20 protein-coding genes and 1 pseudogene are annotated in these 23552 nt (G+C 58.7%); 7 read left to right on the forward strand and 14 right to left on the reverse strand.

Annotation, left to right across the window (positions count from 1 at the left end):
* Positions 1-68 precede the first annotated feature (68 nt).
* Complete coding sequence (locus ACPJXG_RS13680; RefSeq protein WP_152598688.1) at positions 69-599, reverse strand: ribonuclease domain-containing protein; 531 nt, start codon at positions 597-599, stop codon at positions 69-71.
* A gap of 3 nt (positions 600-602) precedes the next feature.
* Complete coding sequence (locus tag ACPJXG_RS13685; protein WP_035818931.1) at positions 603-1499, reverse strand: LysR family transcriptional regulator; 897 nt, start codon at positions 1497-1499, stop codon at positions 603-605.
* A gap of 154 nt (positions 1500-1653) precedes the next feature.
* On the opposite strand from ACPJXG_RS13685, the gene ACPJXG_RS13690 reads away from it, so the two are divergent.
* A complete protein-coding gene (locus ACPJXG_RS13690; RefSeq protein WP_425254576.1) occupies positions 1654-2313 on the forward strand; it encodes a hypothetical protein in 660 nt (219 codons plus the stop codon).
* 39 nt (positions 2314-2352) lie between these two features.
* On the opposite strand, the gene ACPJXG_RS13695 is transcribed toward ACPJXG_RS13690, so the two are convergent.
* The 3 genes from ACPJXG_RS13695 to ACPJXG_RS13705 all read right to left on the reverse strand — a co-directional run bounded on the left by ACPJXG_RS13695 (position 2353) and on the right by ACPJXG_RS13705 (position 6282).
* Positions 2353-4302, reverse strand: coding sequence for an FTR1 family protein (locus ACPJXG_RS13695; RefSeq protein ID WP_425254577.1), 1950 nt, complete (start codon positions 4300-4302; stop codon positions 2353-2355).
* Between the two features lie 139 nt (positions 4303-4441).
* Complete coding sequence (locus tag ACPJXG_RS13700; RefSeq protein ID WP_219309229.1) at positions 4442-5152, reverse strand: hypothetical protein; 711 nt, start codon at positions 5150-5152, stop codon at positions 4442-4444.
* 92 nt (positions 5153-5244) lie between these two features.
* Entirely contained in the window at positions 5245-6282 is a 1038-nt protein-coding gene (locus ACPJXG_RS13705) for a zinc-dependent alcohol dehydrogenase (RefSeq protein WP_235211667.1), read from the reverse strand.
* Between the two features lie 203 nt (positions 6283-6485).
* Here ACPJXG_RS13705 and arsH point away from each other — a divergent pair, with 203 nt between their 5' ends.
* Entirely contained in the window at positions 6486-7217 is a 732-nt protein-coding gene (gene arsH / locus ACPJXG_RS13710; protein ID WP_425254578.1) for an arsenical resistance protein ArsH, read from the forward strand.
* A 116-nt stretch (positions 7218-7333) separates the two neighbouring features.
* Here the strand turns inward: arsH and ACPJXG_RS13715 are convergent.
* The 6 genes and pseudogenes from ACPJXG_RS13715 to ACPJXG_RS13740 all read right to left on the reverse strand — a co-directional run bounded on the left by ACPJXG_RS13715 (position 7334) and on the right by ACPJXG_RS13740 (position 14885).
* Positions 7334-8118 (reverse strand): annotated as a pseudogene (locus ACPJXG_RS13715) (IS5 family transposase).
* A 437-nt stretch (positions 8119-8555) separates the two neighbouring features.
* On the reverse strand, positions 8556-9692 hold the full coding sequence (locus ACPJXG_RS13720) for a hypothetical protein (RefSeq protein ID WP_425254580.1): 1137 nt from the start codon (positions 9690-9692) through the stop codon (positions 8556-8558).
* Positions 9693-9696: 4 nt separating this feature from the next.
* Positions 9697-10143, reverse strand: coding sequence for a hypothetical protein (locus ACPJXG_RS13725; protein WP_425254581.1), 447 nt, complete (start codon positions 10141-10143; stop codon positions 9697-9699).
* On the reverse strand, positions 10140-12974 hold the full coding sequence (locus ACPJXG_RS13730) for a hypothetical protein (RefSeq protein WP_425254582.1): 2835 nt from the start codon (positions 12972-12974) through the stop codon (positions 10140-10142). The genes ACPJXG_RS13725 and ACPJXG_RS13730 overlap by 4 nt, the downstream gene beginning before the upstream one ends.
* 171 nt (positions 12975-13145) lie before the next feature.
* Positions 13146-13418: an integrase core domain-containing protein gene (locus ACPJXG_RS13735; RefSeq protein ID WP_425254583.1), complete on the reverse strand. Its 273-nt coding sequence runs from the start codon at positions 13416-13418 to the stop codon at positions 13146-13148.
* An 828-nt stretch (positions 13419-14246) separates the two neighbouring features.
* A complete protein-coding gene (locus ACPJXG_RS13740; protein WP_425254584.1) occupies positions 14247-14885 on the reverse strand; it encodes an SDR family oxidoreductase in 639 nt (212 codons plus the stop codon).
* 199 nt (positions 14886-15084) lie between these two features.
* Between ACPJXG_RS13740 and ACPJXG_RS13745 the strand changes: the two genes are divergently transcribed.
* Both ACPJXG_RS13745 and ACPJXG_RS13750 read left to right on the forward strand, forming a co-directional pair.
* Positions 15085-16650 carry a M28 family peptidase gene (locus ACPJXG_RS13745; protein WP_425254585.1) on the forward strand — a complete coding sequence of 522 codons (1566 nt, stop codon included), beginning with the start codon at positions 15085-15087 and terminating at the stop codon, positions 16648-16650.
* Positions 16651-16919: 269 nt separating this feature from the next.
* Positions 16920-18320 carry a chitinase gene (locus tag ACPJXG_RS13750; RefSeq protein ID WP_257626234.1) on the forward strand — a complete coding sequence of 467 codons (1401 nt, stop codon included), beginning with the start codon at positions 16920-16922 and terminating at the stop codon, positions 18318-18320.
* Positions 18321-18356: 36 nt separating this feature from the next.
* On the opposite strand, the gene ACPJXG_RS13755 is transcribed toward ACPJXG_RS13750, so the two are convergent.
* Positions 18357-18941 carry a TetR family transcriptional regulator gene (locus ACPJXG_RS13755; RefSeq protein WP_425254586.1) on the reverse strand — a complete coding sequence of 195 codons (585 nt, stop codon included), beginning with the start codon at positions 18939-18941 and terminating at the stop codon, positions 18357-18359.
* A gap of 92 nt (positions 18942-19033) precedes the next feature.
* On the opposite strand from ACPJXG_RS13755, the gene ACPJXG_RS13760 reads away from it, so the two are divergent.
* Together ACPJXG_RS13760 and ACPJXG_RS13765 are read left to right on the forward strand one after the other, a co-directional pair.
* The gene (locus ACPJXG_RS13760) at positions 19034-19435 is read left to right on the forward strand and encodes a nuclear transport factor 2 family protein (protein ID WP_425254587.1); all 402 of its coding nucleotides are present in this window, start codon (positions 19034-19036) and stop codon (positions 19433-19435) included.
* Between the two features lie 158 nt (positions 19436-19593).
* Positions 19594-20022, forward strand: coding sequence for a DUF2061 domain-containing protein (locus ACPJXG_RS13765; protein WP_035818911.1), 429 nt, complete (start codon positions 19594-19596; stop codon positions 20020-20022).
* A 113-nt stretch (positions 20023-20135) separates the two neighbouring features.
* Here the strand turns inward: ACPJXG_RS13765 and ACPJXG_RS13770 are convergent, their stop codons facing one another.
* Positions 20136-21575, reverse strand: a complete 1440-nt coding sequence (locus ACPJXG_RS13770; protein ID WP_425254588.1) for an amidase — start codon at positions 21573-21575, stop codon at positions 20136-20138.
* 101 nt (positions 21576-21676) lie between these two features.
* Between ACPJXG_RS13770 and ACPJXG_RS13775 the strand changes: the two genes are divergently transcribed.
* On the forward strand, positions 21677-22570 hold the full coding sequence (locus ACPJXG_RS13775) for a LysR family transcriptional regulator (protein ID WP_425254589.1): 894 nt from the start codon (positions 21677-21679) through the stop codon (positions 22568-22570).
* A 3-nt stretch (positions 22571-22573) separates the two neighbouring features.
* Here the strand turns inward: ACPJXG_RS13775 and ACPJXG_RS13780 are convergent, their stop codons facing one another.
* Positions 22574-23368, reverse strand: a complete 795-nt coding sequence (locus ACPJXG_RS13780; RefSeq protein WP_425254590.1) for an SDR family NAD(P)-dependent oxidoreductase — start codon at positions 23366-23368, stop codon at positions 22574-22576.
* Positions 23369-23552 lie beyond the last annotated feature (184 nt).

The following is a 23552-nucleotide window of genomic DNA, read 5'->3' on the forward strand; positions in this document are numbered from 1 at the left end:
TTTCAACACCGTGCACGCGACCAGCCGCGGCAGACGTTTCACCGCCGCGGCCGGTAGTTGAGGAGGGACTAGCTCTTCAGGCTGCAAAAGCTGGCATAGTGGTCCTGCGTGTAATAGCGCTCCACCAATTTGCGTTTCCCCTTCGGTGTCTGCACAAGCAAGACCGCACGATGCGAACCGGCTCCGCCATCGCCGCCGATCCCCAGATAGTATTCATAATAAACCTCGTCCTTGCCGGCGGCGGGAAGGCGGCCCTCATTGTTATTGAAGACGGTATTGCCGGGACCACCGGCGACCGCGCTCGTTTTCGCATTGCGGTAGGCGTCATATTCGCTGTTTTGCGGCGTGGGCAGGGTTTTGCTTGGCTCCCTTTTGCCGCAGTCGGGGATTTTCGCCGCAAAGGCGTGGGAAGAGAGCAGGGCGCCTGCCACAATAAGACCCAGCGACCAGCTAGTTGCGCGTGAAGTTTTCATCGATATGCTTTCGTTGGTGGAACGTTCAATGGATGGGTTGCTTCCGATACGGCCAATGTCCGGCTGGCCGGCATAAATCTCTGCAATAGCGAATATAGTTAAATTTTTGAAAATATTACTATTCAATTGTCACGCACCGTTGTTGAACAGCCCCGTAGTCCAGTCGATGAACGCCCGCATCGCAGGGGAAAGAAAGCGCTGGTGGGGGTAGAGCAGCGATACCGGCACGGGCGCCGGCCGCCTGTCGGCCAGCACCTCGACCAATGTTCCGGCCTGCAAATGGCCGCTTACGAGGATCTCGGCCAGCTGCATCAAGCCGTGGCCGGCCAGGCCCAGCTCGATGTACAGCCCCGTCTCATTGACGGCGACCGTGCCGGGGAGGGGAACGGTGATACTGGCCCCGTCGTCGATGAACTGCAGCTCGCCGCCGCGCCGCGGCGTGCTGGAAAAGTAGTGGACGGCCCGGTGTCCATGTACATCTTCCAAAGTTGCGGGAACGCCGTGCTCGGCCAGGTAGGACGGCGCCGCGCAGGTGATCCAGCGCAGTTCGCCCAGCCGGCGCGCGACCAGCGTCGAGTCTTCCAGGCTGCCGGTGCGGATGACGCAATCGACGCCTTCCTGTATCAAGTCGACCTGGCGGTCATTGACGCCGATCATCAGGTAGATATCGGGGTAGCGTTGCTGGAATTGCGCCAACTGGGGCAGGATCACGGCATGGGCGATGCCGCCAGGCATATCCACGCGCAAACGTCCTTGCGGGCGCTCGCTGGAACCCTGCAGGCTCGCTTCGGTGTCGGCGATCAGGTCGAGTATCTCTCGGCAACGATGAAAGTAGCGTTCGCCCTCCGGTGTCAGGCTGAGGTTTCTGGTGGAACGGTTCAGCAGGCGCGCCTGCAAATGTTGTTCCAGCCGCTTGATGATGCCGGTGACCGACGAGGCAGGCAAGCCCAGGGTCTCTGCCGCGCGCACAAAACTCTTGCTCTCGACCACGCGGAGGAATACCTGCATTGCTTGTACGCGGTCCATGTCTTGTCTTGTCTTGTTGGCAGTAGGGGAAACGGCACTATAACCCAACATTGTTCGGTTTTTCCGCATGCTGAAAACGCGGGGCGCCACTTTTCCCCCGTGCTTGCCTGCACTAGACTGCGTGCAATCCACTACCTATGGCAGGAAATCACGCATGTCTGAACAAGTCTCCCAATTGCTGGCTCCGCTGGCCCCAGTCCCGCACAAGATGCTGATCAAAGGCGCCACCATCATCAGCATGGATGGCAATGTCGGCAATGTACCCAGGGGCGATATCCTGATTGCCGATGGCACCATCGCCGCCATCGGCCAGAACCTGCAAGCCGGCGGCGCCGAAGTGATCGATGCCGCAGGGATGATCGCCATTCCAGGCATGGTCGATACCCACCGCCATTCCTGGGAAGGCCAACTGCGCCGCATCAACCCGAATGCGGCAACGCTCGAGGACTATTGCAACGCCACGCATTTTTCGTTCGCCAAATACTACCGGCCGCGCGACATTTACGTAGGCAATGTGCTCACGGCTCTGGGCTGCATCGACGCCGGCATCACGACCGTGGTCGACAATTCCCACAACAGCCGCACGGCGGCGCACTCCGACGCGGCGGTCGACGCGCTGCTCGATGCGGGCATCCGCGCCGTGCACGCCTCGGGGGCGCCCGTGTCGGGTGTCTGGGATGAGGCGCATTGGCCGGGCAACCTGGCGCGCTTGCAGGCCAGGTATTTTACGAATCCCGACAGCCTGGTGACCAGTGCCGCCGGTTACGAGCCCGATCTGTTTGCCGAGTCGTTCGCGCCGATCCACCAGGCGTAGGCAGCGCCCGCTGGACGCTGCCGTGCCCCGACTGCAGGATCAGGCCAGCTTGCGTTTGCCTGCGGAAACGCGGTTCCAGCCATAGCCGGCGACGATGATGGCCACGATGGCCGCCTGCGCCAGCAGGGTTTCCAGGGTCGGCAGGATGCCCAGCAGGTCGACGCGGATGAAATCGACGGGGCTGACGCCAACCCAGCCCGCTTCCTGCAGCGCGGCCACGCCTTTGCCCATCAGGATCACGGCCAGCACGGCCACAAAGGCGGACGTCCACGAGAAGAACTTGCCAATTGGCATGCGGGCGCTGGTGCGCAGCAAGGCCCAGGCGATCACGACCAGCAGCACGATGGCCACCAGGAAGCCGCCCAGCAGGGCGCCGCCATTGCCGTCCGCCGCCAGGGCGGAATAGAACAGCACGGTTTCAAAGACTTCGCGGTAGACGGCGATGAAGGCCAGGGCGAACAGGCCCCAGGCGGAGCGCCGCGTCATGGCCGCCGTGAGTTTCTCGTGCAAATATTCCTGCCAGCGCCCGGCGCTGCTCTTCTGGTGCATCCACAAGCCCACGCTCAGCAGGACCAGGGCCGCGAACACGGAACCGAGTCCCTCGCTCACTTCCCGGCTGGCGCCGCTGATGGTGACCAGATACGTCGCCGCCACCCACGTCAGGCCGCCCGCCACCAGCGCGCTGGCCCAGCCCGCATGCACATAGGCCAGCACGTCCTTGCGCTTGGCCTTGCGCAGGAAGGCGATGATGCCGATCACGATCAGCAGCGCTTCCACGCCTTCGCGCAGCAGAATCGTCAGGGCGCCGACAAAGGTCGTCATCGGGTCGGCCTTGGCGTCGCCCAGCTCCGCTTCCACGTGGGTAAACAGTTGCTGCAGCTTTTCACCGGCCGCGTCGGCGTCGGCCACCGTGCCCTTGGCCACGGCGGAACGGTAGGCCAGCATGGCGTTTTCCACGGCCAGCAGCAAGGACTTGTTGCGCGCGCCGACCATCGGCTCGATCGGCTCGAAACCGTCCAGGTAGGCCGACAGGCCCAGGCGCGTGGCGCCCGCGCGGTCGCCCGCATGCATGGCGGCCAGGCTTTCGGCCAGGCGCAGACGCGACAAGGCCAGGCCGGCCGGCTTGTGCGCCTCGGCCTTGTCGGCATGGCTGCGCAAGTACGCCGTCAGCGCTTTGGCCTCGTCCGCGCCCAGCTTGGCGGTCACGGCTTCCTGCGTCAAGGTCGTCACGGCGGCCAGGTCCGCGTACAGTTTTTTGCTGCGCGGATCGTCCTGCCACAGCTTTTCGCCCTGCGCGCTGGCCGCCGCATCGTGCGACATGCCGCCGATATAGAAGGCCAGATCCCAGCGCTCGTTCTCGGACAGCTGGCCGAAACTGGCCATCGACGTGCCGGCCACGCCTTGCGAAATGACCTGGTACAGCGCCATCAGGCTGCGCGACTGCGCCCGTTCGCCATCCGTGAAGGCGATCGGTTTCGGCTCCAGGCTGGCCGCCAGCGGACCATCGCCGCCGCCGGCCACGCCGTGGCAAGAAGCGCACTGGGCCGCATACAGGGCCGCGCCGCGCGCCAGGTTCGGCAGCACTTTCGGTGCCACGGGTATCGGGTAGGCGGCGATCAGCAAGCCGTTCGCGTGGTGCGCCAGGCGCTTGACTTCCACGCCGTCCGCCTTGGCGACGACGGCTTTGCGCAGGTCGGCGATGGCGGAGGCGATGGCCGCTTGCGAAGCGTGGGCGGGCAGGGCGGCGATCTGCGTCGTCGCGTTGTCCGTAAAGTCGAGCATTTCGGCGTATTCCGCCTCGCTGACCACTTTGCCGTGCTCGACGGCGCCGCTGTAATCGACGGCAACATAGTCAATCAATTGCCACAATTGCTTGGCGCCGGCGCCAGCATCGGTCGCTTGCGCGTGCGCGCCACCGGCCAGTAACAGGCTGAGGCTGGCGGCCACGAGCGGGTAGCACGCGAGCCATTTCTTGATAGAACTGAACATGATTCTCATTCTCATTTGTCGTTAACCCGGCGACTATAGGACAGACCGCGCAGGGTGTCAACGGCGCACGGGCCTTGTCCTGGACGATATTGCCGGTCAGGCGCCGAGCTGCTGTAGAGAATGGGAGGGGGAAGGCGGCTTACTGGCCGGATGCCTTCGCGTACAGGCCCTTGGCGACGGCGCTGTCCATGCCGTGCAGTTTCAGGCCACCCTTGACCACCCGAAAGTTCAGCGTCTGGAAGGCTTGCCCCCTGAGCCATTGGGCGTCGGTGACGGCGAATGCGGCGAGGCGTTCCTGCGCCCGCTCGGCTGGCACGGCCAGCCATTGATAATCGGCTTTGGAACCCTGGCGGCGCAAACCGGCCCGCACCCAGTGTTCCGACGCCGGCATGCGGACGATGGCGTCGCCGTTCGCCACACTCACGGCCGTGGCCGTTTTGCCGCTTTGCGCTTCGAACTTCACTTCCACGTCGGCCATCGGTCCCACTTGGGGGAAACCGACGATGGCCACCCACGTGCCCGCTTCGGCGGGTTTCTGGATGCGCATTTCCGATTCCTCGAACACGCGAAACTGCGGCTCCTTGCCGCCGTCGCCCGCCACCAGGGTTACCATGTCGCCGGCCACGCGCCACTCGCCGCTGGCTTGCTCGTCGGTATTGCCATAACTGAGCGTCCATTCGAACTTGCCATCCTTTTTCAGCAGCAGTTCGGAGCCCACTTCCATGACGCCTTGCAGATAATAGTGTCCGGGCAGCGAAGTCGCGGCGGGTTCCGCCGCGTTGGCCGCGCCAGCCGAAAAGGACAAGGCGAGGGCGGCGCAGGCCAGCAGGCCGGAGAGGGATTTCTTCATCGGTAGGTCCTCGGTGTGTCTTTATGGAATGCCATCATAGCAACATAAATTTACTTGCCGTCGCACGACACACCGGCATGCCGGCGTCGCGCTTACTTGCCGCTGAAATCGAGCACCACGCGCGAGGCAACCTTGCCGTGCTCCAGCCGGCTGAAGATCTCGTTGATGGCCGACAGCGGCTGCAATTCCACGCCGGCCTTGACCTTGCCCGTGGCGGCGAAGGCGAGCGCCTCGGCCATGTCCTGGCGCGTGCCCACGAAAGAGCCGCGTATCGTCACGCAATTGGCGACGACGTCGAACAGCGGCGTCGGGAAGTCGCCCGGCGGCAAGCCCACCAGCACGCAGGTGCCGCGTTTGCGCGTCATGGCCACGCCTTGTTGGAAGGCATCGATCGACGGCGCCGTGATCAGCACGCCGTGGGCGCCGCCCCCGGTCGCTTCGCGCAAGGCCGCGACGGGGTCGCCCTGGCGCGCATTGATGGTCACTTCGGCTCCCAGGGCGCGCGCATGCTCCAGCTTGCCTTCATCGATGTCGACGGCCGCCACGCGCAAGCCCATGGCCACCGCATATTCGATGGCCAGGTGGCCCAGCCCGCCGATGCCGGACACGGCCAGCCACTGGCCCGGCCGCGCGCCCGTTTCCTTGATGCCCTTGTAACTGGTCACGCCGGCGCAGATGATGGGCGCCGCCTGCACGGCGGATAGACCCGCCGGAATGTGCGCGACGTAGCGCGGGTCGGCCAGGATGTACTCGGCAAAGCCGCCATTCTTGGTGTAGCCGCCGAATTGCGCCTCGGCGCACACGGTTTCCCAGGCTGCCAGGCAATGTTCGCAATGGCCGCACGCCGAGTACAACCATGGCACGCCGACCCGGTCGCCCAGCTGCACTTCCGTTACGCCCGTACCCACGGCCACCACCAGGCCGATGCCTTCGTGGCCGGGAATGAACGGCGGCGTCGGCTTGACGGGCCAGTCGCCGCGCGCCGCATGCAAGTCCGTGTGGCACACGCCGCACGCTTCCGTCTTGACGAGGATCTGGCCGGGGCCGGGCACCGGCACGGGGACGTCGCGCAGCACCAGCGGCTGGCCCAGTTGCTCGACAACGGCGGCTTTCATTGTTGTGGGTAGCATATTATTCCTTTGAAGTGGGTAATGTGTAGTGCAGGATGCAGAACAAAGTCTTGCGAATGATCATATTCTGCTGCACACGATACAAAAATTGATTGATCCACATCAACATATACGGGAAGCGATGGCATGTGCTCAGATGGAAAACAGGCTTACATTAATTCCATAATTCGACTATTATGGAATAATTGAAGAAGGAAACCACCATGCATGACTTGCCCAACATCAGCGCGTCCCACCTCGACACGCCGACCCTCGATAAACTTGCGCCGCCGGCGGTGGCCACGCATGCGCCGCGCATCCTCTTGCTGTACGGCTCGCTGCGGGAACGCTCGTTCAGCCGTTTGCTGACCCTGGAAGCGGAGCGGCTGCTGCGGCATTTCGGCGCCGAGACGCGGGTGTTCGACCCGCATGGCTTGCCCATGGTCGACAGCGTCGGCCCTGACCATCCCAAGGTGCGGGAACTGCGCGAACTGTCGCTGTGGTCGGAAGGGCAGGTGTGGTGCAGCCCGGAGCGTCATGGCGCCGTGACGGGCGTGTTCAAGTCGCAGATCGACTGGTTGCCGCTGGAAATGGGCAGCGTACGCCCCACGCAGGGACGCACCCTGGCCGTGATGCAAGTGTCGGGCGGCTCGCAATCGTTCAACGCCGTCAACGGCTTGCGCGTGCTGGGCCGCTGGATGCGCATGGTGACGATCCCGAACCAGTCGTCCGTCGCCAAGGCATACCAGGAATTCGACGACAACGACCGCATGAAGCCGTCGCCATACTACGACCGACTGGTCGACGTCATGGAGGAATTGTATAAATTCACCCTGGTGGTGCGCGACCGTTCGGATTACCTGACCAGCCGCTACAGCGAACGCAAGGAATCCATGCCGGCCGACGTGCGCGCCCTAGCTGCGGCGGCCATGGTGCACGAGGCGCCGGGCAAGTAGGCTGTTAATGGCCAGTTTGTTAATGACCTGTCAATGCCTGTCGACGCGCGACACAGTATGGAAGGCATTTTGTCGAAACATGCAATTATCCATGCACGATTGGCGACTTAGAGCGCCTAACAGAACCTCCGAATATATCGCCAGAAGATGAGTATGCAGGCAAGCGAGAGGAATGCATGGTGGATATCGGCTCGGCGCTCGTAGCGGATACGCAGCCGGCGGAAACGGTGAAGCCAACCGAGTGTGCGTTCGACAACCCAGCGCCATTTGCCCAGTCGCTCGCGCGATTCGATGCCGTAGCGAGCAATGCGCGGTGCAATCCCTCTGCTACGTAGCCAGGCCCGATGTGCACGTGATGCATAGGCCTTGTCGGCGTGCAGTTTGGCCGGACGTTTGCGTGGCCGGCCCGCCAGGCCTGCCACTGACGGGACGGCTTCGAGCAGCGGGATCAGCATCCGGGAATCATGTACCTGAGCCCCCGATATGCTCGCCACCAGAGGCAGTCCGCGTTGGTCGACGAGCAGATGGTGCTTGCAACCGAGCTTGCCGTGGTCGGTGGGATTGGGGCCGGTATGCTGTCCGCCCAGGGGGGATGGCACGCTGGCCGAGTCGACACTGGCGCGTTCCCATTGAATCTGGTCGTATTCCCGCAAGTGCTGCAGCATGGCTTCATGGATGCGTTGCCACACGCCAGCCTGTTGCCATGCATGCATGCATGCAGGCGCCGCCAGCAACTCATGCCGCTACCACAGCCCAGTTCACGAGGAAGATATTCCCAAGGCAAGCCTGTCTTGAGGACAAACAGGATGCCGGTCAAGGCGGTGCGGTCGTCAATGCGAGGGCGTCCTCCCTTTGGCGAAGGATGATGTACTGGCAGTAAAGGCTGGATCAGCGCCCACAGGTCATCAGGAAGAAGTGCTTTGGCCTTTTGTTACGTGTTCTAAAGCTAGTCACTAGCAATATGTCTCTATTTGGTTACTAGTGGTAGTCGGTAAAGCTGGAAGTCCAGCGGTCAGTGGTGGCAACCTGGCGACAAACTGGAGTTTTGAAATCTAGAATGTGTAGAGTAGGCAGGGAGCGTTCCTGCCCCGTCAGTTCGGAAAAAAAATGAACTTGGCCACGTAGACTGGCACAGCCTGGCCATTGTCTTCGGCATACTTGGCCACCTATACTGGCCAAGCTGACCTCCACAGTAACCCCGTCTACAGGAAGGAAAGTGGCCCGTCAGCAGCTGGGCCGAGAATAGCTATACCTCCGTCCCAGTTCCTCGGGAAAGGGTGAATAACTACACCAGTACGTGCAGTATGCAGCTATTGCTGTCATTTACCACGCCAGACATTACACGTATTTAGGTAAAATCCGTCGCATGACTTCAGTCACGAACCGCGCTGACAATACGCATGCACTATTATGCAGAGCATCTCCTTTCCCGGAGTTGCCCATATCGACGACCGATTTTGCAGCGAAATAAATGGGGTTTCCTTGTGATTGAATCGCAGCTTCGTACATTGCATACATTTCCATCTCCAAAGCAGCCCATTTTCGATGTTGTATCCCAATTTCGGCCATTCTTGCCTCATCAGCAACCACTGCGGAACCTGAAGAAATTGGTCCCAATGTCAACTTTGAGGTTTTTAGTTCTGTATCAAACAATCCAGCTTTCAGATTACTCAAAAAGGCTTTGTCCTCAATCAGTTGCTCAAGCAAAGTACGTATTTGACTCGATACAGGGGCTTGGTAAGGTTCCTGCAAAAATTGGTTATCTTTAAATTTACCTGTCTGATACTCCCAACATATATCGCCAATTACGATATCTAGCAAGTTGGTTGCACCATCAACACCGGCGCAAATTCCGCTCATTCCAACTGCTTTCGGTTGAAATATTTCGATAGCTTTTGCCGCTGCTATCGCCATATGTACCAACCCCATTCGACGCGGGGTAATACAAAACCCACTGAAATCATCAATAAAAATCTCTTGACAATTAAGACCACCAATAGTCGAGAGATCACCCAGCCTTGCAGATGTATCGGAAAATGCCGCTCGCTCTTTGCTGAGTGCACAAAAAATTAAGAAATCGCATCTCGGTTTTACTTCCAATCGCGCAAACTTTTGCGACAAGCTAAGCTTCCACTTGTCGTCACTATCATATGCAACTACAGTTATTCCATGATTGTTGAAGTTTGATAAATCCTTATCCTTATAGAGAGTTAGGGCTATACTTTCACAATGATAATTTTTGCTTTGAGCGAAGACATTAATCAAATCCTCAGAAATATCTTGTTCTTCCTCTCCCTTCCGCAATGGCAAATAGAGATCAAATATTATCAAATCGAAGGACATAGTTAAGATTTTAATCCGAGCGTCATCCAAATTATCTGTATGAACAATACTTGCTGTCGGGTCTAATTCTCGAAGCTCGGCTTCCACTGCTTGACGTTTTTCTTCGCGGTCTTCAATTATCAAAAAATTCATATTATTAATTATTCAAAAAAGTTTCAATCGGCATTACCCACTCGGTATCGCCATGCTCATAAAATACAGAAACAATGTTCTTTAATCCGTAATGACGAAAAAGTGCATCGGGTGCATCGATAAGCTCATAGTAATCGTCCTCAATCTCAAAATCTGGATACTGAGTGAGGATGGCAATGGGCAAATCGTTTATCTGTAAACGGCGCAATTCGAGAAGAACTTCAACCCCACCTGAACTCATGGAAACTGGGCTTCCTTCACCGGCCACCGGGGGGTGAGTGGGAAGTGCCATATCGAGGATCAGCTTATCTGGAATTTCTTTCCTCAAATATCTCACTGCGCCATGCACACTATCAAAGTGCGTTATTTCAGCAGTTGGTATCGTGGATTTTACGAGTGCGCAAATCTGAGTAAATTTATAGGAATCGTCTTCAATAATCAATATTTTCATGATTGGTAATCCAAGACAAATTCAAATGATGCAACAACACGATTTCCGTCAAAAGAATATTCGACGTTTCGTATATAAAGATCCTGCTCCATCCGTCGCAGCTTCCTAATACCACTCCTTCCTTCGACAACTAATGCATCCTCGCAGTCGTCATCAAGCGCTGATTGTATAGAATTCCGAACTTCGGTCGGATCATCGGAATCGGCCAACTCAGAGGCAATGGTGATCTTAAAATGAGCCTTACCTTCTTTTTCTTCGATAACAACACCGAAATACAGTTCACCATCGAGTTTTCCGTACCTTGCTGCGTTGTATATTATAATAAATAGCGCATCATAAATTACAAAGTAGGCACCTCCTCTAATAACCCAACCTTGCTCATCAAGGTTAAGCTTTGGCGAGAAATCAACAAAAAATCCTCGAATCTCTGATAGCACTGCCTTAAATAATAATAGCAATTCTGCGGATGGAGATGCGATTGAAGGCTTATTGAACCAGGACTCAATTAGGCGAAATTTATCTGATACTAGTGAGTTTAATTCCTGATTAAATTCTTGTACTTCTCGCTGTCGCGCTCTAGCGCCATTTGTACAATCAAATCTGAATACACCGTAACTCGCCTTTCGCTCCATGATGAGCTCCCTCAGCTTCGTTAGGTCTTCTTCAATAAGCCTCCAGCAGTATTCTGTGATGATATATGGCATTTCAAGGCCATTCTTATTGTTATAAAACGATTTTAGCACTTCCAAGAGCATATGATTTGCCGAGGATATCTTTCCTAGCGAATCAAAATGTCTAACAATCATCCCATTTGGGTGTTTTTCATCCTGGATGTGCACGTAGTTGTCACGAAGGTCGACAAGACAATTTTCGTAGTCACAGATCCAGCTCCGAAATTCCTGGTTAAAAGATTCTATTGTGAGTAAGTCAGTGAATTCATCGCGGGTCGCAAAATTTTTGACATCATTAAAGCCAGTATTCTTTAGCGTACCATGCCTAATTCGGCGACCTATATATGATGCAATCCCAAACTTCTTATTCGAACAGAATTCATCATATGCTTTCAATATAATTGTGGCTGCTTGCTCCAATTGTGTCATACCAGATCTGACTTTGCTCCATTCCATTGATGGCAGCGAAGGTTCATTTTCAGCACAAATGTCGGCAACCAATAATGATAATTGATCCAATACATTATCATTAATCCATTGCACAAACTTAACAGGGTCAACATAGATGCGCGAATCATCAATCGTTCCTTTCTCTTTATTGATTTGCACATCAATTCTTAGATTTTTAGCGCGTTCCAAATAGGTAGAGTCACCAACTTTGGAGGAATACCATTCAAATATCTTGGCACGATGCTCAATTGCGGAATTTGGCCGATCAACCATAATGAAGAGTTTCGTTAGAAACGCCTCATCCATGACTTGTATTAAGTGCTCAGTCACCGATGGAGATTTATGGTATAAATTCTCAAGTAGCAAAACCAAGTCGGAATCGAAACGAGACATCGCTATCTCTTGAATGACACTTCGTAATTCATGTTCATTCATTTGCGTCTGCGATTTAATATAGGAAAGGCAGGCAACAACAAGTCGAAATTCATCTGACGTCGCTTTACTGGACATTGAGAGCAGGTATCGCTTCTCACAAATAACTCCGATATCGCGGGTTGAGGACATAAGTTCGACAAATGTAGCCTCGTCGCCCACCTCACCGTCTCGCTGTTCTAATATATACATCAATGCAGTTGACTTCTCGAACCAAGCTATTGCGCAGTTGCTTTCATTTGTCGCCACGTCTACGAAACTTGCGACGTCCCTGAGGCTACGAATTTCGGAAAAATAGCCTTTAATTAGACCTACCTCGAACGGTAGTCGCTTAAATGCCTTTCCATCTGTTCCGCTGTAAAATGCACCGTGGCATGTGCGATACTCGTAGCAAACATTTAGTTCAATTAAGAGCAAGCTATCCCGGAAAAATGAAAGGCCAGGATCTCCGGAGTCAGCGTAATGTCTATCCGGGACAAGCATGGCGAGCTTTGAATACGCTGCTACGATCGATTCTTCGATCCTAGCTAAATCTCCGAATACTTGCGTACGCGAAACCACAAGGTAATAGAGCGTTGCATCCAGCGCTGAAATTGCGTAGAAGGAATTCAAGGTCTGAAGGAAGACTTCGCTTGATCTTGGGATGTGATCCGTCAGACTTTTTGCAATTAACCCAAGGTAATCGCTTTCGGCGAAGTTTACCTTTTCTCGTATATTCAAATACTCCGTATTTTGACTAGTTAACTCCCTTATAACCAGCTGGGGGTATCTAATATTTCTGGCTTGAAGCCGATCAAGCAGGCCATCGACCTTCTTTACCAAATTCGGTTGATCAGCGCGATTTTTTATATAGTAGGCTAGCCGCAACAAAAATACAGATGCGCCTTCTTTTTGCACAAAATCATCAATATGATCAATGGCCGACTCAAACTGTAGTTTGCAGATTGCATCAACGACGTCATACGCAATTATGATCAGCTCCGCAATTTTTGCAGAAGATGAGTTAATTTGCTCAATGATCTCGTCTTCAACATACTCAGGAAACTCAAATGGCCGAGAAAAATGCTTTGGAAAGTATCGGCTAAAGTCATTTAGCTTAAATAATTGACTTTTTCGCAATAAGTCAAGTGCTATTTTATAGTCGCTTAAGGTCGCAAACTGAGCAATCTTCGTTAGACCACGCTCAGTCGAGGTTTTGTTGGGGTTCGCCAACATCCCCCGAACGATGTTTCTTACCCCATGGGAACCAATTTTCTGCAGGCCAGTCTTGGTAGTCATTTTTGTAATAAAAATTTCAATTGACCAATATACCTTGCAACTCCATTCTTTGTCACGTTCTAATGTAATGCCCAGCCCAGCCCAGCCCAGCCCAGCCCAGCCCAGCCCAGCCTACTCAACTTATACCGCTAAAGAAAATGCCATTACGGGTGTTTTCATGCCCAGCGCCTGTTACATCCAGTCGGCTATCGTCCGCCTGGCGTGCTGCATGCTGTCGAAACGGTGGCGAATCACGCACTGCTCCTTCAGCGTACTGATCACGCGCTCCACCATGCCATTCTGGCCCGGACAGTGTGGTGTGATGAACTCCTGCCGCAAGCCATGGCATCGTACAAGCCTAGTGTAGTTGCGGCTGATGAAAACCAAGCCATTGTCTGACCGCAGTAGGAACGGCGCCGTGACCTTGCCCAGCGATCCATAGCAGGCAATCAGTGCTTGCTCCAAGGCCGCCTACGCGGTCTTGGCTCTGCCGGAACGTGACAGATGAAAGAGGAGGGAGGCGTACCGAATTTTGCCTTCTGCTTAATTTCAGTTTGGCTGTTAATTAGGCGAAGGTTGCCGCGAGGCGTCGAAGGAACAACGGGAACAGGAGCAACGCCGGCATGAACAGCAGGTCCAGTAATTACATGCCGTATTTTGGCAAGCGCAGCAGACGGCCGCAGTAAAGCAAGAGGACGTGACCAAGTTGAACTACGTGGGTGCCAAACTGGTGGCTGAGATCCATCGCATGCCAAGTTGGTCATTTCGACGGGCGTGCAAGCAGGAGGCGAAGCTGTAGCAGATCCTGGTCCTTGAACGGAAGCTGCATGGCACCGAGAAGAAGTCCGCCAATAAAGATGGTCGAATCGAGCAGCTGCGCCGCTAATTGGAATAGGTCCACGCGAACGACGAGCAGCTGGCGGGAAAAGTGCGCGAGGTTGAAGTCGCTTTGGCTTGTGCCGCCACGGCCTATCGGCAATTAGGATTGGCGGCGGAACTGCGACGATCGCTGGACAATCATTATCGAGTGGATTAAGCGAAGAAGCGACGCGGTGGAGCTGCTTTGGACAACAAAACCTGACTGGCCTAAAATGAGATGCTACTGCAGGACGATTTATACTATGACACTGATGAACACCCCTAACTTAGGTCGTTGTTTTACATAATATAAATTATGCGAAGTTATGGATGAATTTCGTAAAACCCCCATTTTGCCAACTCCCCAATCGCAAATGCGATTTTCCCTATCCGCGAGCCGCTGTCGCGGCCGCTGGATTCCTTCGCTTGAACACGCTACATGAAATACGGCTTGTCCCCGTCCGTGTTCGGTTTGTTCACGCCCAGGTTGGCGTGCTTGTGCAAATCTGGCGCGTCGATGATGCTGGCGATCAGGTCTGCCACGCTCTTGCGCGATACCACGGTGCCTTTGAATGGCGCGTGGCGCGTCGTCAGTTCGTAGTCAACTTCATCCTCGTCCGTCATCCAGGCTGGGCGCATGATGGTGTATGCCAGGCCCGACGCTTCGATGGCGTCGGCGGCGCGGCGGAATGGTTTCAGGTGTTCCGCCAGCCTGGCGTTGTTCCATGCGCCGAATTTGCCGGGAACTTCGTCGTAGATGCCCATCGACAGGACGAAAATCAGGCGCTCGACACCAGAGGCCTGCATGGCGGCAATGATGCTGTTGGCCTGGTCTTCCATGTCGTCGCCCACCAGATTGGCGTAGACCAGGTCGTGACCGGGCATCGTTTGCAGCAGCAATGCCTGGTCCAGCACGTCGCCGGCCAGCACGGTGCCGTTGGACGGGACTGGCGTGGGCAGCTTGCCGGGATTGCGCAGCAGCAGCGTCAAGGCGATGTTGTCACGACCCGCCAAGGCGCGGATGACCCACTGCGCCACCTGTCCGCCTGCACCCAGTATCAATATCTTTTTCATGATTGTCGCTTTCGCCATGGCACGCTGCCATGCAGGAAGTTACAGGTTTTCTTTGAAGAAAGGAACCTGGCGCTTGAAAAAGCGTCGCCCGCTCAGGCGTGCCGGCCCGGCGCCTGGTCTCGTGGTAAATTGCCGTCCGTGAGCAGTATTTTCAAAACCTACAATATCAATGAAATCAGGCATTTACCGACTATTTTGCATGAGAATTCTCAAGCTACCTGCACGCACGGCGCTAGCGTCTTGCCGTCGCTTCCTGTCCCTCGCCGGCGCGCTGGCCCTCGCGGCCGCCTTGTCCGCCTGCGCCAGCAAGCCTGGTCCCTGGCCTGCGCGCGCTCTGCCTGCATCGGCTGCCGTGACGGTCGACGCCACGCAGTTCCTGTCCAGAAAACAGCTGCTGGACTGGCAAGTCGACCTGGATGAGCGCCGCCTGCGCGCCACGGGATCGCCCCGGCATGAAGCGTATATCGACGCCCTGCATGAACGCCTGGCGCGCGCCGGTGTCAAACAACTGCGCTTCGAGCCCGTCAGCTTCCGGCAATGGTCGGTGCAAATGGACGACTGGGGCCTGGAACTGCTCTACGACGACAGAGTTAGCGTATTGTCCACGGTCGGCTACATCCCGTATTCGGGCGTAACGCCGCCGTCTGGTATTACGGGCCGCATCGCCTATCTGGCGCCGGGGGCCAGGCCCGATGCCAGCCTGGCCGGCAAGCTGGTGCTCGTCAACATGCCCGCCGTGGCGTGGACAGGCCAGGCGTTTCACCAGACCGCGGTGCACGTCCACGATCCGGACCACGCCATGGGGCCGGATACGTTGTATGCACGCCAGTTCCAGATGCTGGGGCCGTTCATCGCCCTGCTGGACAGCCTGCAGGCGGCCGGTGCGGCGGGCGTGATCGTCATTCTCGATACGCCGCCATTGACGGCGGCCGGCCTGTATGCGCCCGGCGATGGCAAAGTGCGCCAGTTGCCCGGCGTGTTTATCGACCGCGACGGTGGCCAGCGCCTGCGCGAAAGCGTGCTGGCAGGCACGGCGCCCGTGCTGCGGCTGACCATGGCTGCCACCGTGCGGCAGGTGCAGACGCGCAATCTGATCGGCATCATCCCCGGCAAGTCCGAGGAATTGATGGTGCTGGGCAGCCACACGGATGGCACGAACGCGCTGGCAGACAACGGGCCGAACGCCATCGTCGACATGGCCCAGTACCTGACGCGCCTGCCGCAGGACAGCTTGCCGCGCAGCGTCATGCTGTTGCTGACGAGCGGCGAGCTTGCCGGCGGCGTGGGCACCGAACAGTTTTTCGAACGGCACGAGAACGATGGCTTGATGCAGCGCATCGCCGTGATGCTCGCCATCGGGAACCTGGGCGCGCTGGAAGTCCTGCCCGACAGCAACGGTTATTTGGCTCCCACGGGCAGGTTTGAGCCGGCCGCCGTGTTTTCGCCCCGCACGCCGGCCCTGATGGAGGCGTCCCGTGCCATGGTGCGGCAGGCCGATGCGGCGCCAGCGTTCGTGTTGCCTTCAATCAAGCCCGGCGCAAAGTATGCCCGCTGGCCTGGCGCGGGCCAATATGTACGCGTTTCGCGGCGCATTCCCACGGTGCATTACGTCACGCAACCGACCTATTGGCTCAACTATGGCGTCGACGCCGTGACCCGGGCGGATTACCGGCTGATGCAGCGCCAGACCGTGGCCTTGACGCAAATGCTGCTGGATCTGTCGCGCGTGCCGCATGCCGATTTGCGCGAGGAAACAGCGCCGTAACCGCCGCAAGACCTTGCCTGGTATCCACCTCCCTTCCCCGCCCTGCTCCCGGCGCCATTTCTGGCACCATACCAGCACACTGGAAAATAGGCACTGGTATGGCCCACATCGCCCTTCATATGGGGAAAGACGGCAACTGGTATTGTGATCTTGCGCAAGGAACAAAACCAGTTGACTACCACCTGCAATGCTTGCACTCTGAAAAATCGGACGGTGTCCAGCCGCCCGGCCAAAAAAATACACAAGGAGACGCAATGAACCGGACAGTCATGAATACCCTCATCCTTACCCTCTTCGGGGGAACGTTGGCCGCCTGCGGTGGCGGCAGCGGCGACGCATCCAGCGCAAGCGCTAGCCAGCTGCTGGCCGCCTCGGCCCAGGCGGTCGCCTGCTACACGCCGTGGAACAGCGGCACGGCCTACAACGGCGGCGGCCAGGCCAGCTACAACAACGTCAATTACACGGCCAATTGGTGGACGCAAGGAAATAACCCGTCGACCAGCAGCGGCGGCGCCGGCAGCGGCCAGCCCTGGACGGCGGTGGGAGACTGCGGCACGCCGACACCTACGCCCACTCCGACACCCACTCCGACACCCACTCCGACACCCACGCCTACCCCAACACCTACGCCAACACCTACGCCAACTCCCACCCCGACGCCTACCCCGACTCCAACTCCTACACCGACGCCCACCCCCACCCCCACCCCCACCCCCACCCCCACGGGCCTGGCGAAACACGCGCTGATCGGTTACTGGCACAACTTCACCAACCCCAGCGGCGCCACGTATCCGATCAGCCAGGTCAGCGATGACTGGGACGTGATCGTCGTCTCCTTCGGCGACAACGCGGGCGGCGGCAATGTCAGCCTGACCATCGATCCGGGCGCGGGCACAGAGGCGCAATTCATCGCCGACGTGGCCGCCAAGCGTGCGAAAGGCAAGAAAGTCATCCTGTCGCTGGGTGGGCAAAACGGCTCCGTTTCCGTCGGCAACACGGCCGAAGCGACGAATTTCACCAACAGCCTGTACGCCATCATCACCAAGTATGGCTTCGATGGCATCGACCTGGACCTGGAAAACGGCGTGGCGCAAGGCGCGGCCATCCAGACCTACTTGCCGATTGCCGTGAAAAACCTGAAAACCAAGGTCGGCAGCAGCTTTTACCTGTCGATGGCGCCGGAATGGGTGTATGTGGAAGGGGGCTACACGAGTTATGGCAGCATCTGGGGCGCCTACATTCCCATCATCAACGCCTTGCGCAGCGAGCTGACGGTGTTGCATCCGCAGTATTACAACAATGGCGATATCTACACGCCGTACGCCACCGGCCCCATCAAGGCGGGCTCGGCCGACCAGCTGGTGGCCACGGCGCGCATGCTGATCGAAGGATTCAATTATGGCGGCAATACCTTCGCCGGCCTGCGTCCGGATCAGGTGGGCTTTGGCGTGCCGTCGGGCCGCAGCTCGGCCGGCTCGGGTTTCACGACGAATGCCGACGTCAGCAACGCCCTGAATTGCCTGACGCGCCTGCTCAACTGCGGCACCATCAAGCCGCTGCAGGCGTATCCGGACTTCCGCGGCGTGATGACGTGGTCGATCAACTGGGACCGCCACGACAACTATAATTTCTCAGTGCCGACGAAGACTGTGCTGAAAACCCTGCCGTAACAACCCTGGCTCGACTGCGCATGGGAGCTTTGCCGCTCACATGCGCAGCAGCGCCGCGCCCAGCAGGCGCATGTGCAGCGCCATGCCCTGGCGCAGCGCCTCCCCTCCCCCTTGCGTGTGCTTGATGCCATCCATGGTCGCCACCAGCAAGCCGGCCACCTGCACGGCAGTCGCGTCCACCCGGCGCAGCGCGATGTCGCCCGCCGCTTCGGCCTGATCCAGCGCGCCGGCCAGGGATGCCACCAAGGTTGCCCGCGCCGTCAGGGTGATGTCGGCAGCCAGGTTCATATTGGCATCGAACAATTCCTGCCCATGGGCGCTGGCTGAAATTTCCGCCATCAAGCCTTGCTGGAATGCCAGCAGCGCCGTTTCGATGCGCGTCAAAACGGGGCCGGGTTCGGCCAGCGCCGCGGTCACGTGCGCCATGACGGTGGCATGGGCCCGTTCGGAACCGGCGCGAAACACGTCTTCCTTGTTTTTGAAGTGCAGGTATAGCGCGGCGCGTGACATAGCGGCCGCCTGCGCGATGTCGAGCATGGACGTCTTGCGGTAGCCGTAGCGGCAAAACACGCCGAGGGCTGCGTCGAGTATGCGCTGGGTTTTATGGGTATCGGTGCTCATGTAGCCATGTTGACACTATGGTCATATCGTGTCAACATGGATTTTGGACAAAAACCGTCAAAGTGTCAATCACCTACCCGAACAGGACTGTCATGATCGATTTCAATGCAGCAATGGATAACGAACAGCAAATAGAACTGCTGCGCCACACGGAACGCAGCCGCTTGCGCGCCCTGGTGGCGGCGGATACCGACGCGGCGCACACCCTGCACGCGGATGATTTTCAGCTGATTACACCCATCGGCAGCATGCTGTCGCGGGAAGAATATCTGGGCGCCATCGCGGCGGGTCAGATGCGCTATCTGAGCTGGGAACCGGGCGAGATCGCCGTGCGCCTGTACGGCGATGCGGCCGTCCTGCGCTACCAGGCCCAGCTTGAAATCAATTTCGGCGGCCTATCCGTCCCCCGCTCGCGCTATTGGCATATGGATAGCTACGAATGGCGCGAGGGCCGCTGGCAAGCCGTGTGGTCGCAGGCGACGGCGATACGCTGAACGCTGTAGAGGCCTGTGCCTAGAGCAGGAGCAATTGATATTTCACATACCATAGCTTCAATCTATGAGTCCGGTTGAAATATTTTACTTCCTTTTGTAAATGAGAATCGTTACTATCTAAATCAAGGATAAGCGAATTCAACAGAAAGGAGCCTCCCTTGTTCACCGCCATCAAAACATTCAGCCAGGTCTGCACGCATATGTCGATCGCCTTCGGCCTCGCCTACTTGCTGACGGGGTCCCTAGCACTTGGAGGCCTGGCCGCAATCATCGAACCGATCATCAACGTGGCTCTGTTGCCTTGGCATGAAAAAGCCTGGCACGCGATTCGCCGCCGCTACGCCGCCAGCCGTCTGGGCTTTGCCGCCCTGGCCGGGGAAAAGCTCAGCCAGACAAGCCTGCACATGGGCGTGGCGTTCGGCGTCATGTACTGGGCCACGGGTTCCATGGCCTTCGGCGGCTTGCTGGCCGTGGTCGAGCCGATCTGCAACGTGATCGTCCTGCCCTTCCACGACCGGCTGTGGGAAAAAGCCCGCTTTCGCCTGGAAAGCCGCGGCGCGGCGCCGCTGGCGACGCTGCCCACCTGATATTTTTCACCCAAGAACAAGGAATGGGGCCGGGCCCGGCGTGTCCGACCCCGGCTACTTGCCGCAGGCCAAAGCCGATATGGCGGCCGGTTTCAGCCGCCTTCATGGCATGCTTACACCTTGCCCGCCCACACGGGCGGCCGCCGTTGTCCCCACGGCGCCGCCCGCTCCAGCTGCCCTGCCAGGCGCAGCAAGATCCCATCGTTCGCATAGCCAGCCATGAACTGCATGCCGATCGGCAAACCGTCATCCGACATGGCGAGTGGCACGGACATGGCCGGCAATCCCGCCACGTTGGCCAGCGGCGTGTACGGCGAATGCTCGAACAGGCGCGCCGTCCAGCCCAGGCCGTCAAGCTGTTCCTCCTTTTCACCATAGCGCCCCAGTTGCCACGGCAAGTCCGGCAAGGTGGGCGTCAGCAGCACGTCGTACTCGCCGAACAAGGCGCCGGCCTGGCGCGTGACCATGTTGCGCACGTCGAGGGCCGCCACGAAATCGATTGCCGACACCGTCTTTCCATGGCGGTAGCAGGCCAGGGTCGCCGCTTCCAGGGTGTCGAGCGACACGGCGCGGCCGCTTTCCTGCGCCAGGGCATCTATCCACGGCACCAGATTGGCGCACCAGATGCTGGCGTTCGCGTGCACGAAGGCTTCCCACGACACGCCCAGCGCGGGTGACACTTCTTCCACGTGATGGCCCAGGCTTTCCAGCAGGCGCACGGTGGCGTTCAGCGCGGCATCGATGGCGGGCACGGGCTGGGCGCCGTTGCAGGCGGCGGGCTGCACGGCGATGCGCAGCTTGCCTGGCGCCACGCTCACCTGCGACAGCCAGCTGTGGCCGGGCGGACTCGTCACATACGGCTCGCCCGGCAGCACGCCCTGCACGCAATCGAGCAAGGCGGCGCTGTCGCGCACCGTGCGGCTCACGCCCAGCTGCACGCCCAGGCCGCTGAAGATCTCGTCCATGGCGGGGCCGTTCGAGACCCTGCCCCGGCTCGGCTTCAGGCCGAACAGCCCCGTCGACGCGGCCGGCACGCGGATGGAGCCGGCCGCGTCCGTCGCATGGGCCAGCGGAACGATGCCGGCCGCCACGGCCGCCGCCGCGCCGCCGCTGGAGCCGCCCGCGCTCAAGTTCAGGTTCCAGGGATTGCGCGTGGCGCCGTAGAGCACGGGTTCCGTGGTGGTGGCAAACGCCATTTCCGGCGTGCTGGTGCGGCCAAAGGTGGCCAAGCCAGCTGCGCGAAACTGCGTCATCAGGTGGGAGTCAAGTGTCGCAACATGGCCGGCGCCCAGGCGGCTGCCCGCTTCGCTGCGCTGGCCCGCCATGGTGACGGCCACATCCTTGATCAGGAACGGCACCCCGGCGAACGGCGCCGCGTGGTCGATGGCGGACAAATCCGCCGGCCACAGCTCGACCACGGCGTTGAGGCGCGGGTTGACGGCGGCGCAGGCGCGCATGGCGGCGTCGTGCAATTCGGTAGCGGAAACGGCGCCGTCGCGCATCAGCTGGGCCAGTCCTAAACCATCAAAGCTTGTATATTCATGGAGTTGCATCAGTTTATTCCTGTAATGGATGAAGAGTGGATATCACAGGAACTACTGTAGGGCTTGCGCTATCATAGTGGAAATGAATAGTTGATATACAAGGTATAGCCATGAGCAATTTACACAAGCTGGACTTGAACCTGCTGCTGACCCTGAATGCCTTGTTGATTGAACGCAACGTCACGCGGGCGGCGACGCGGCTGCACTTAAGCCAGCCTTCCGTCAGTGTGCAGCTGGCCAAGTTGCGCGCGGCTTTCGACGATCCGCTGCTGCTGCCCGGCCCGCGCGGCATGCTGCCCACGGCACGGGCGCTGGGCCTGTTCGCGCCCTTGCAAGCCGTGCTGGCCCAGCTGGAGCAAGTCTTGCAGCCGGAGTCGGCGTTTGAACCGGCCACGGCGGAGGTGTGCTGGAACCTGGCGGCGGCCGATGCCACCGAATACGCGATTTTGCTGCCCATACTGCCGGCCCTGCGCGCGCAGGCGCCGTTGTCGCGCATGGCCGTGTTCGAAGCCGTGCCCGCGCGCATGGCGCACGACCTGGAAAGCGGCCAGGTCGACCTGGGCTTTTTGGCCCGGGAAGAAGCGCCGCCTGGTTTACGCCACCGCACCCTGTTTACCGAACATTACGTGCTGGCGGGCCGCCACGACCACCCGCTGCTGCAGGCACAGCCGGGCCTCGATCAATTTTGCGCGCTGGAATTCATCGTCGTCTCGCCCAACGGCGGCGGTTTCCGCAGCAACGTCGATACGGCGCTGGAACTGTTGGGACGAACGCGCAAGGTGGTGCTGTCCGTGCCGCACTTTCTGATCGTCCCACCCTTGCTGGCGGCGTCCGACATGGTGGCCCTGCTGCCGTCGCGCCTGCTGAAAAATGCGCTGGGTGGTCTGCGCACGTGGGAACCGCCCATCAGCCTGCCCGACTACGAGATGGCCATGGTGTGGCACGAGCGCATGCACCTGGATCCGGCGCACCGCTGGCTGCGCGAGCGCATCATGGCCTTCTGACCCCTATGCCGTCTTCGGCTTGAGCATGCCTTCCACGATGCCCAGCACGGTCTGGCGCGGCAGCAAGCGCGGCAGCCAGGCCAGCAGCCGGTTGGGCCGGCCCGCCACATGGCTGCTGCGGCCCCGGTCCAGCGCCCGCAGCGCTTCATCGACGACGGCTTGCGGATCCATGCGCTTTCCCACGGCCGCTTCGGGCGCGGCCACCACGTCGAAGAAGGCCGTCTCGGTTGCGCCCGGGCACAGGGCCAGCACGCGCACGCCGCGGCTGCGGTTTTCCGCCCACAGCGCTTCCGAAAACGACAGCACGAAAGCCTTGCTGGCGCCATATACGGCCATGTAGGGATCGGGCTGCAGGGCCGCCGTGGACGCCACGTTGATGATGGCACCCCGTCCTTTTGTCAGCATGTGCGGCAAGACGCAGTGCGTCATTTCCATGAGCGCCGTGCAATTGACGGTCACTTCGGCCGCCTGGCGCGCGAGATCGATGCTTTCGAAGCGGCCGTGCGTGGCGAAGCCCGCATTATTGATCAGTACATCGGGCGCCATGCCCATCGACCAGGCTTGCGCATGGGCTTGTGCCGCAGCGCCGGGCTGGCTCAGGTCGGCCACCAGCGCATGCGCGCGGATGCCATGGCGCTGCGAAAGTTCTTTGGCCAAATTGTCGAGCACGGCGCCGGAACGGGCCAGCAGCAGCAGATGGGCGCCGCGCGCGGCCAGGGTTTCCGCAAAGATGCGGCCGATGCCGGACGAGGCGCCCGTGATCAGCACGGTCTGGTTGGTGAAATTGAAAGCGGTCATGGCAGTGGTGTGGAGTAGATGAGGTTTTCACTGTAAACTGTCGACTTTAGTCCACGGTCAAGCGTGGAACGCAAAAAAGTGCGCATGGCTGCGTTGCATTGGCTTGCCGTACTAACGTACTGTCTGCGCCAATACGCCTTGCCCTGCACATTTTTCGCGTTCCACAAATTAGTAGAAAGTCAAA

This window comes from Janthinobacterium sp. NFX145, from assembly GCF_049810325.1.
Lineage (GTDB): Bacteria > Pseudomonadota > Gammaproteobacteria > Burkholderiales > Burkholderiaceae_D > Janthinobacterium > Janthinobacterium rivuli.

Bases quoted from the DNA above. Each gene is read 5' to 3' on its own strand.
- ACPJXG_RS13685 (WP_035818931.1), bottom strand. From the start codon at position 1,499: ATGGACCGCGTACAAGCAATGCAGGTATTCCTCCGCGTGGTCGAGAGC.
- ACPJXG_RS13690 (WP_425254576.1), top strand. From the start codon at position 1,654: ATGTCTGAACAAGTCTCCCAATTGCTGGCTCCGCTGGCCCCAGTCCCG.
- ACPJXG_RS13695 (WP_425254577.1), bottom strand. From the start codon at position 4,302: ATGTTCAGTTCTATCAAGAAATGGCTCGCGTGCTACCCGCTCGTGGCC.
- ACPJXG_RS13700 (WP_219309229.1), bottom strand. From the start codon at position 5,152: ATGAAGAAATCCCTCTCCGGCCTGCTGGCCTGCGCCGCCCTCGCCTTG.
- ACPJXG_RS13705 (WP_235211667.1), bottom strand. From the start codon at position 6,282: ATGCTACCCACAACAATGAAAGCCGCCGTTGTCGAGCAACTGGGCCAG.
- arsH (WP_425254578.1), top strand. From the start codon at position 6,486: ATGCATGACTTGCCCAACATCAGCGCGTCCCACCTCGACACGCCGACC.
- ACPJXG_RS13720 (WP_425254580.1), bottom strand. From the start codon at position 9,692: ATGAATTTTTTGATAATTGAAGACCGCGAAGAAAAACGTCAAGCAGTG.
- ACPJXG_RS13725 (WP_425254581.1), bottom strand. From the start codon at position 10,143: ATGAAAATATTGATTATTGAAGACGATTCCTATAAATTTACTCAGATT.
- ACPJXG_RS13730 (WP_425254582.1), bottom strand. From the start codon at position 12,974: ATGACTACCAAGACTGGCCTGCAGAAAATTGGTTCCCATGGGGTAAGA.
- ACPJXG_RS13740 (WP_425254584.1), bottom strand. From the start codon at position 14,885: ATGAAAAAGATATTGATACTGGGTGCAGGCGGACAGGTGGCGCAGTGG.
- ACPJXG_RS13745 (WP_425254585.1), top strand. From the start codon at position 15,085: ATGAGAATTCTCAAGCTACCTGCACGCACGGCGCTAGCGTCTTGCCGT.
- ACPJXG_RS13750 (WP_257626234.1), top strand. From the start codon at position 16,920: ATGAATACCCTCATCCTTACCCTCTTCGGGGGAACGTTGGCCGCCTGC.
- ACPJXG_RS13755 (WP_425254586.1), bottom strand. From the start codon at position 18,941: ATGAGCACCGATACCCATAAAACCCAGCGCATACTCGACGCAGCCCTC.
- ACPJXG_RS13760 (WP_425254587.1), top strand. From the start codon at position 19,034: ATGATCGATTTCAATGCAGCAATGGATAACGAACAGCAAATAGAACTG.
- ACPJXG_RS13770 (WP_425254588.1), bottom strand. From the start codon at position 21,575: ATGCAACTCCATGAATATACAAGCTTTGATGGTTTAGGACTGGCCCAG.
- ACPJXG_RS13775 (WP_425254589.1), top strand. From the start codon at position 21,677: ATGAGCAATTTACACAAGCTGGACTTGAACCTGCTGCTGACCCTGAAT.
- ACPJXG_RS13780 (WP_425254590.1), bottom strand. From the start codon at position 23,368: ATGACCGCTTTCAATTTCACCAACCAGACCGTGCTGATCACGGGCGCC.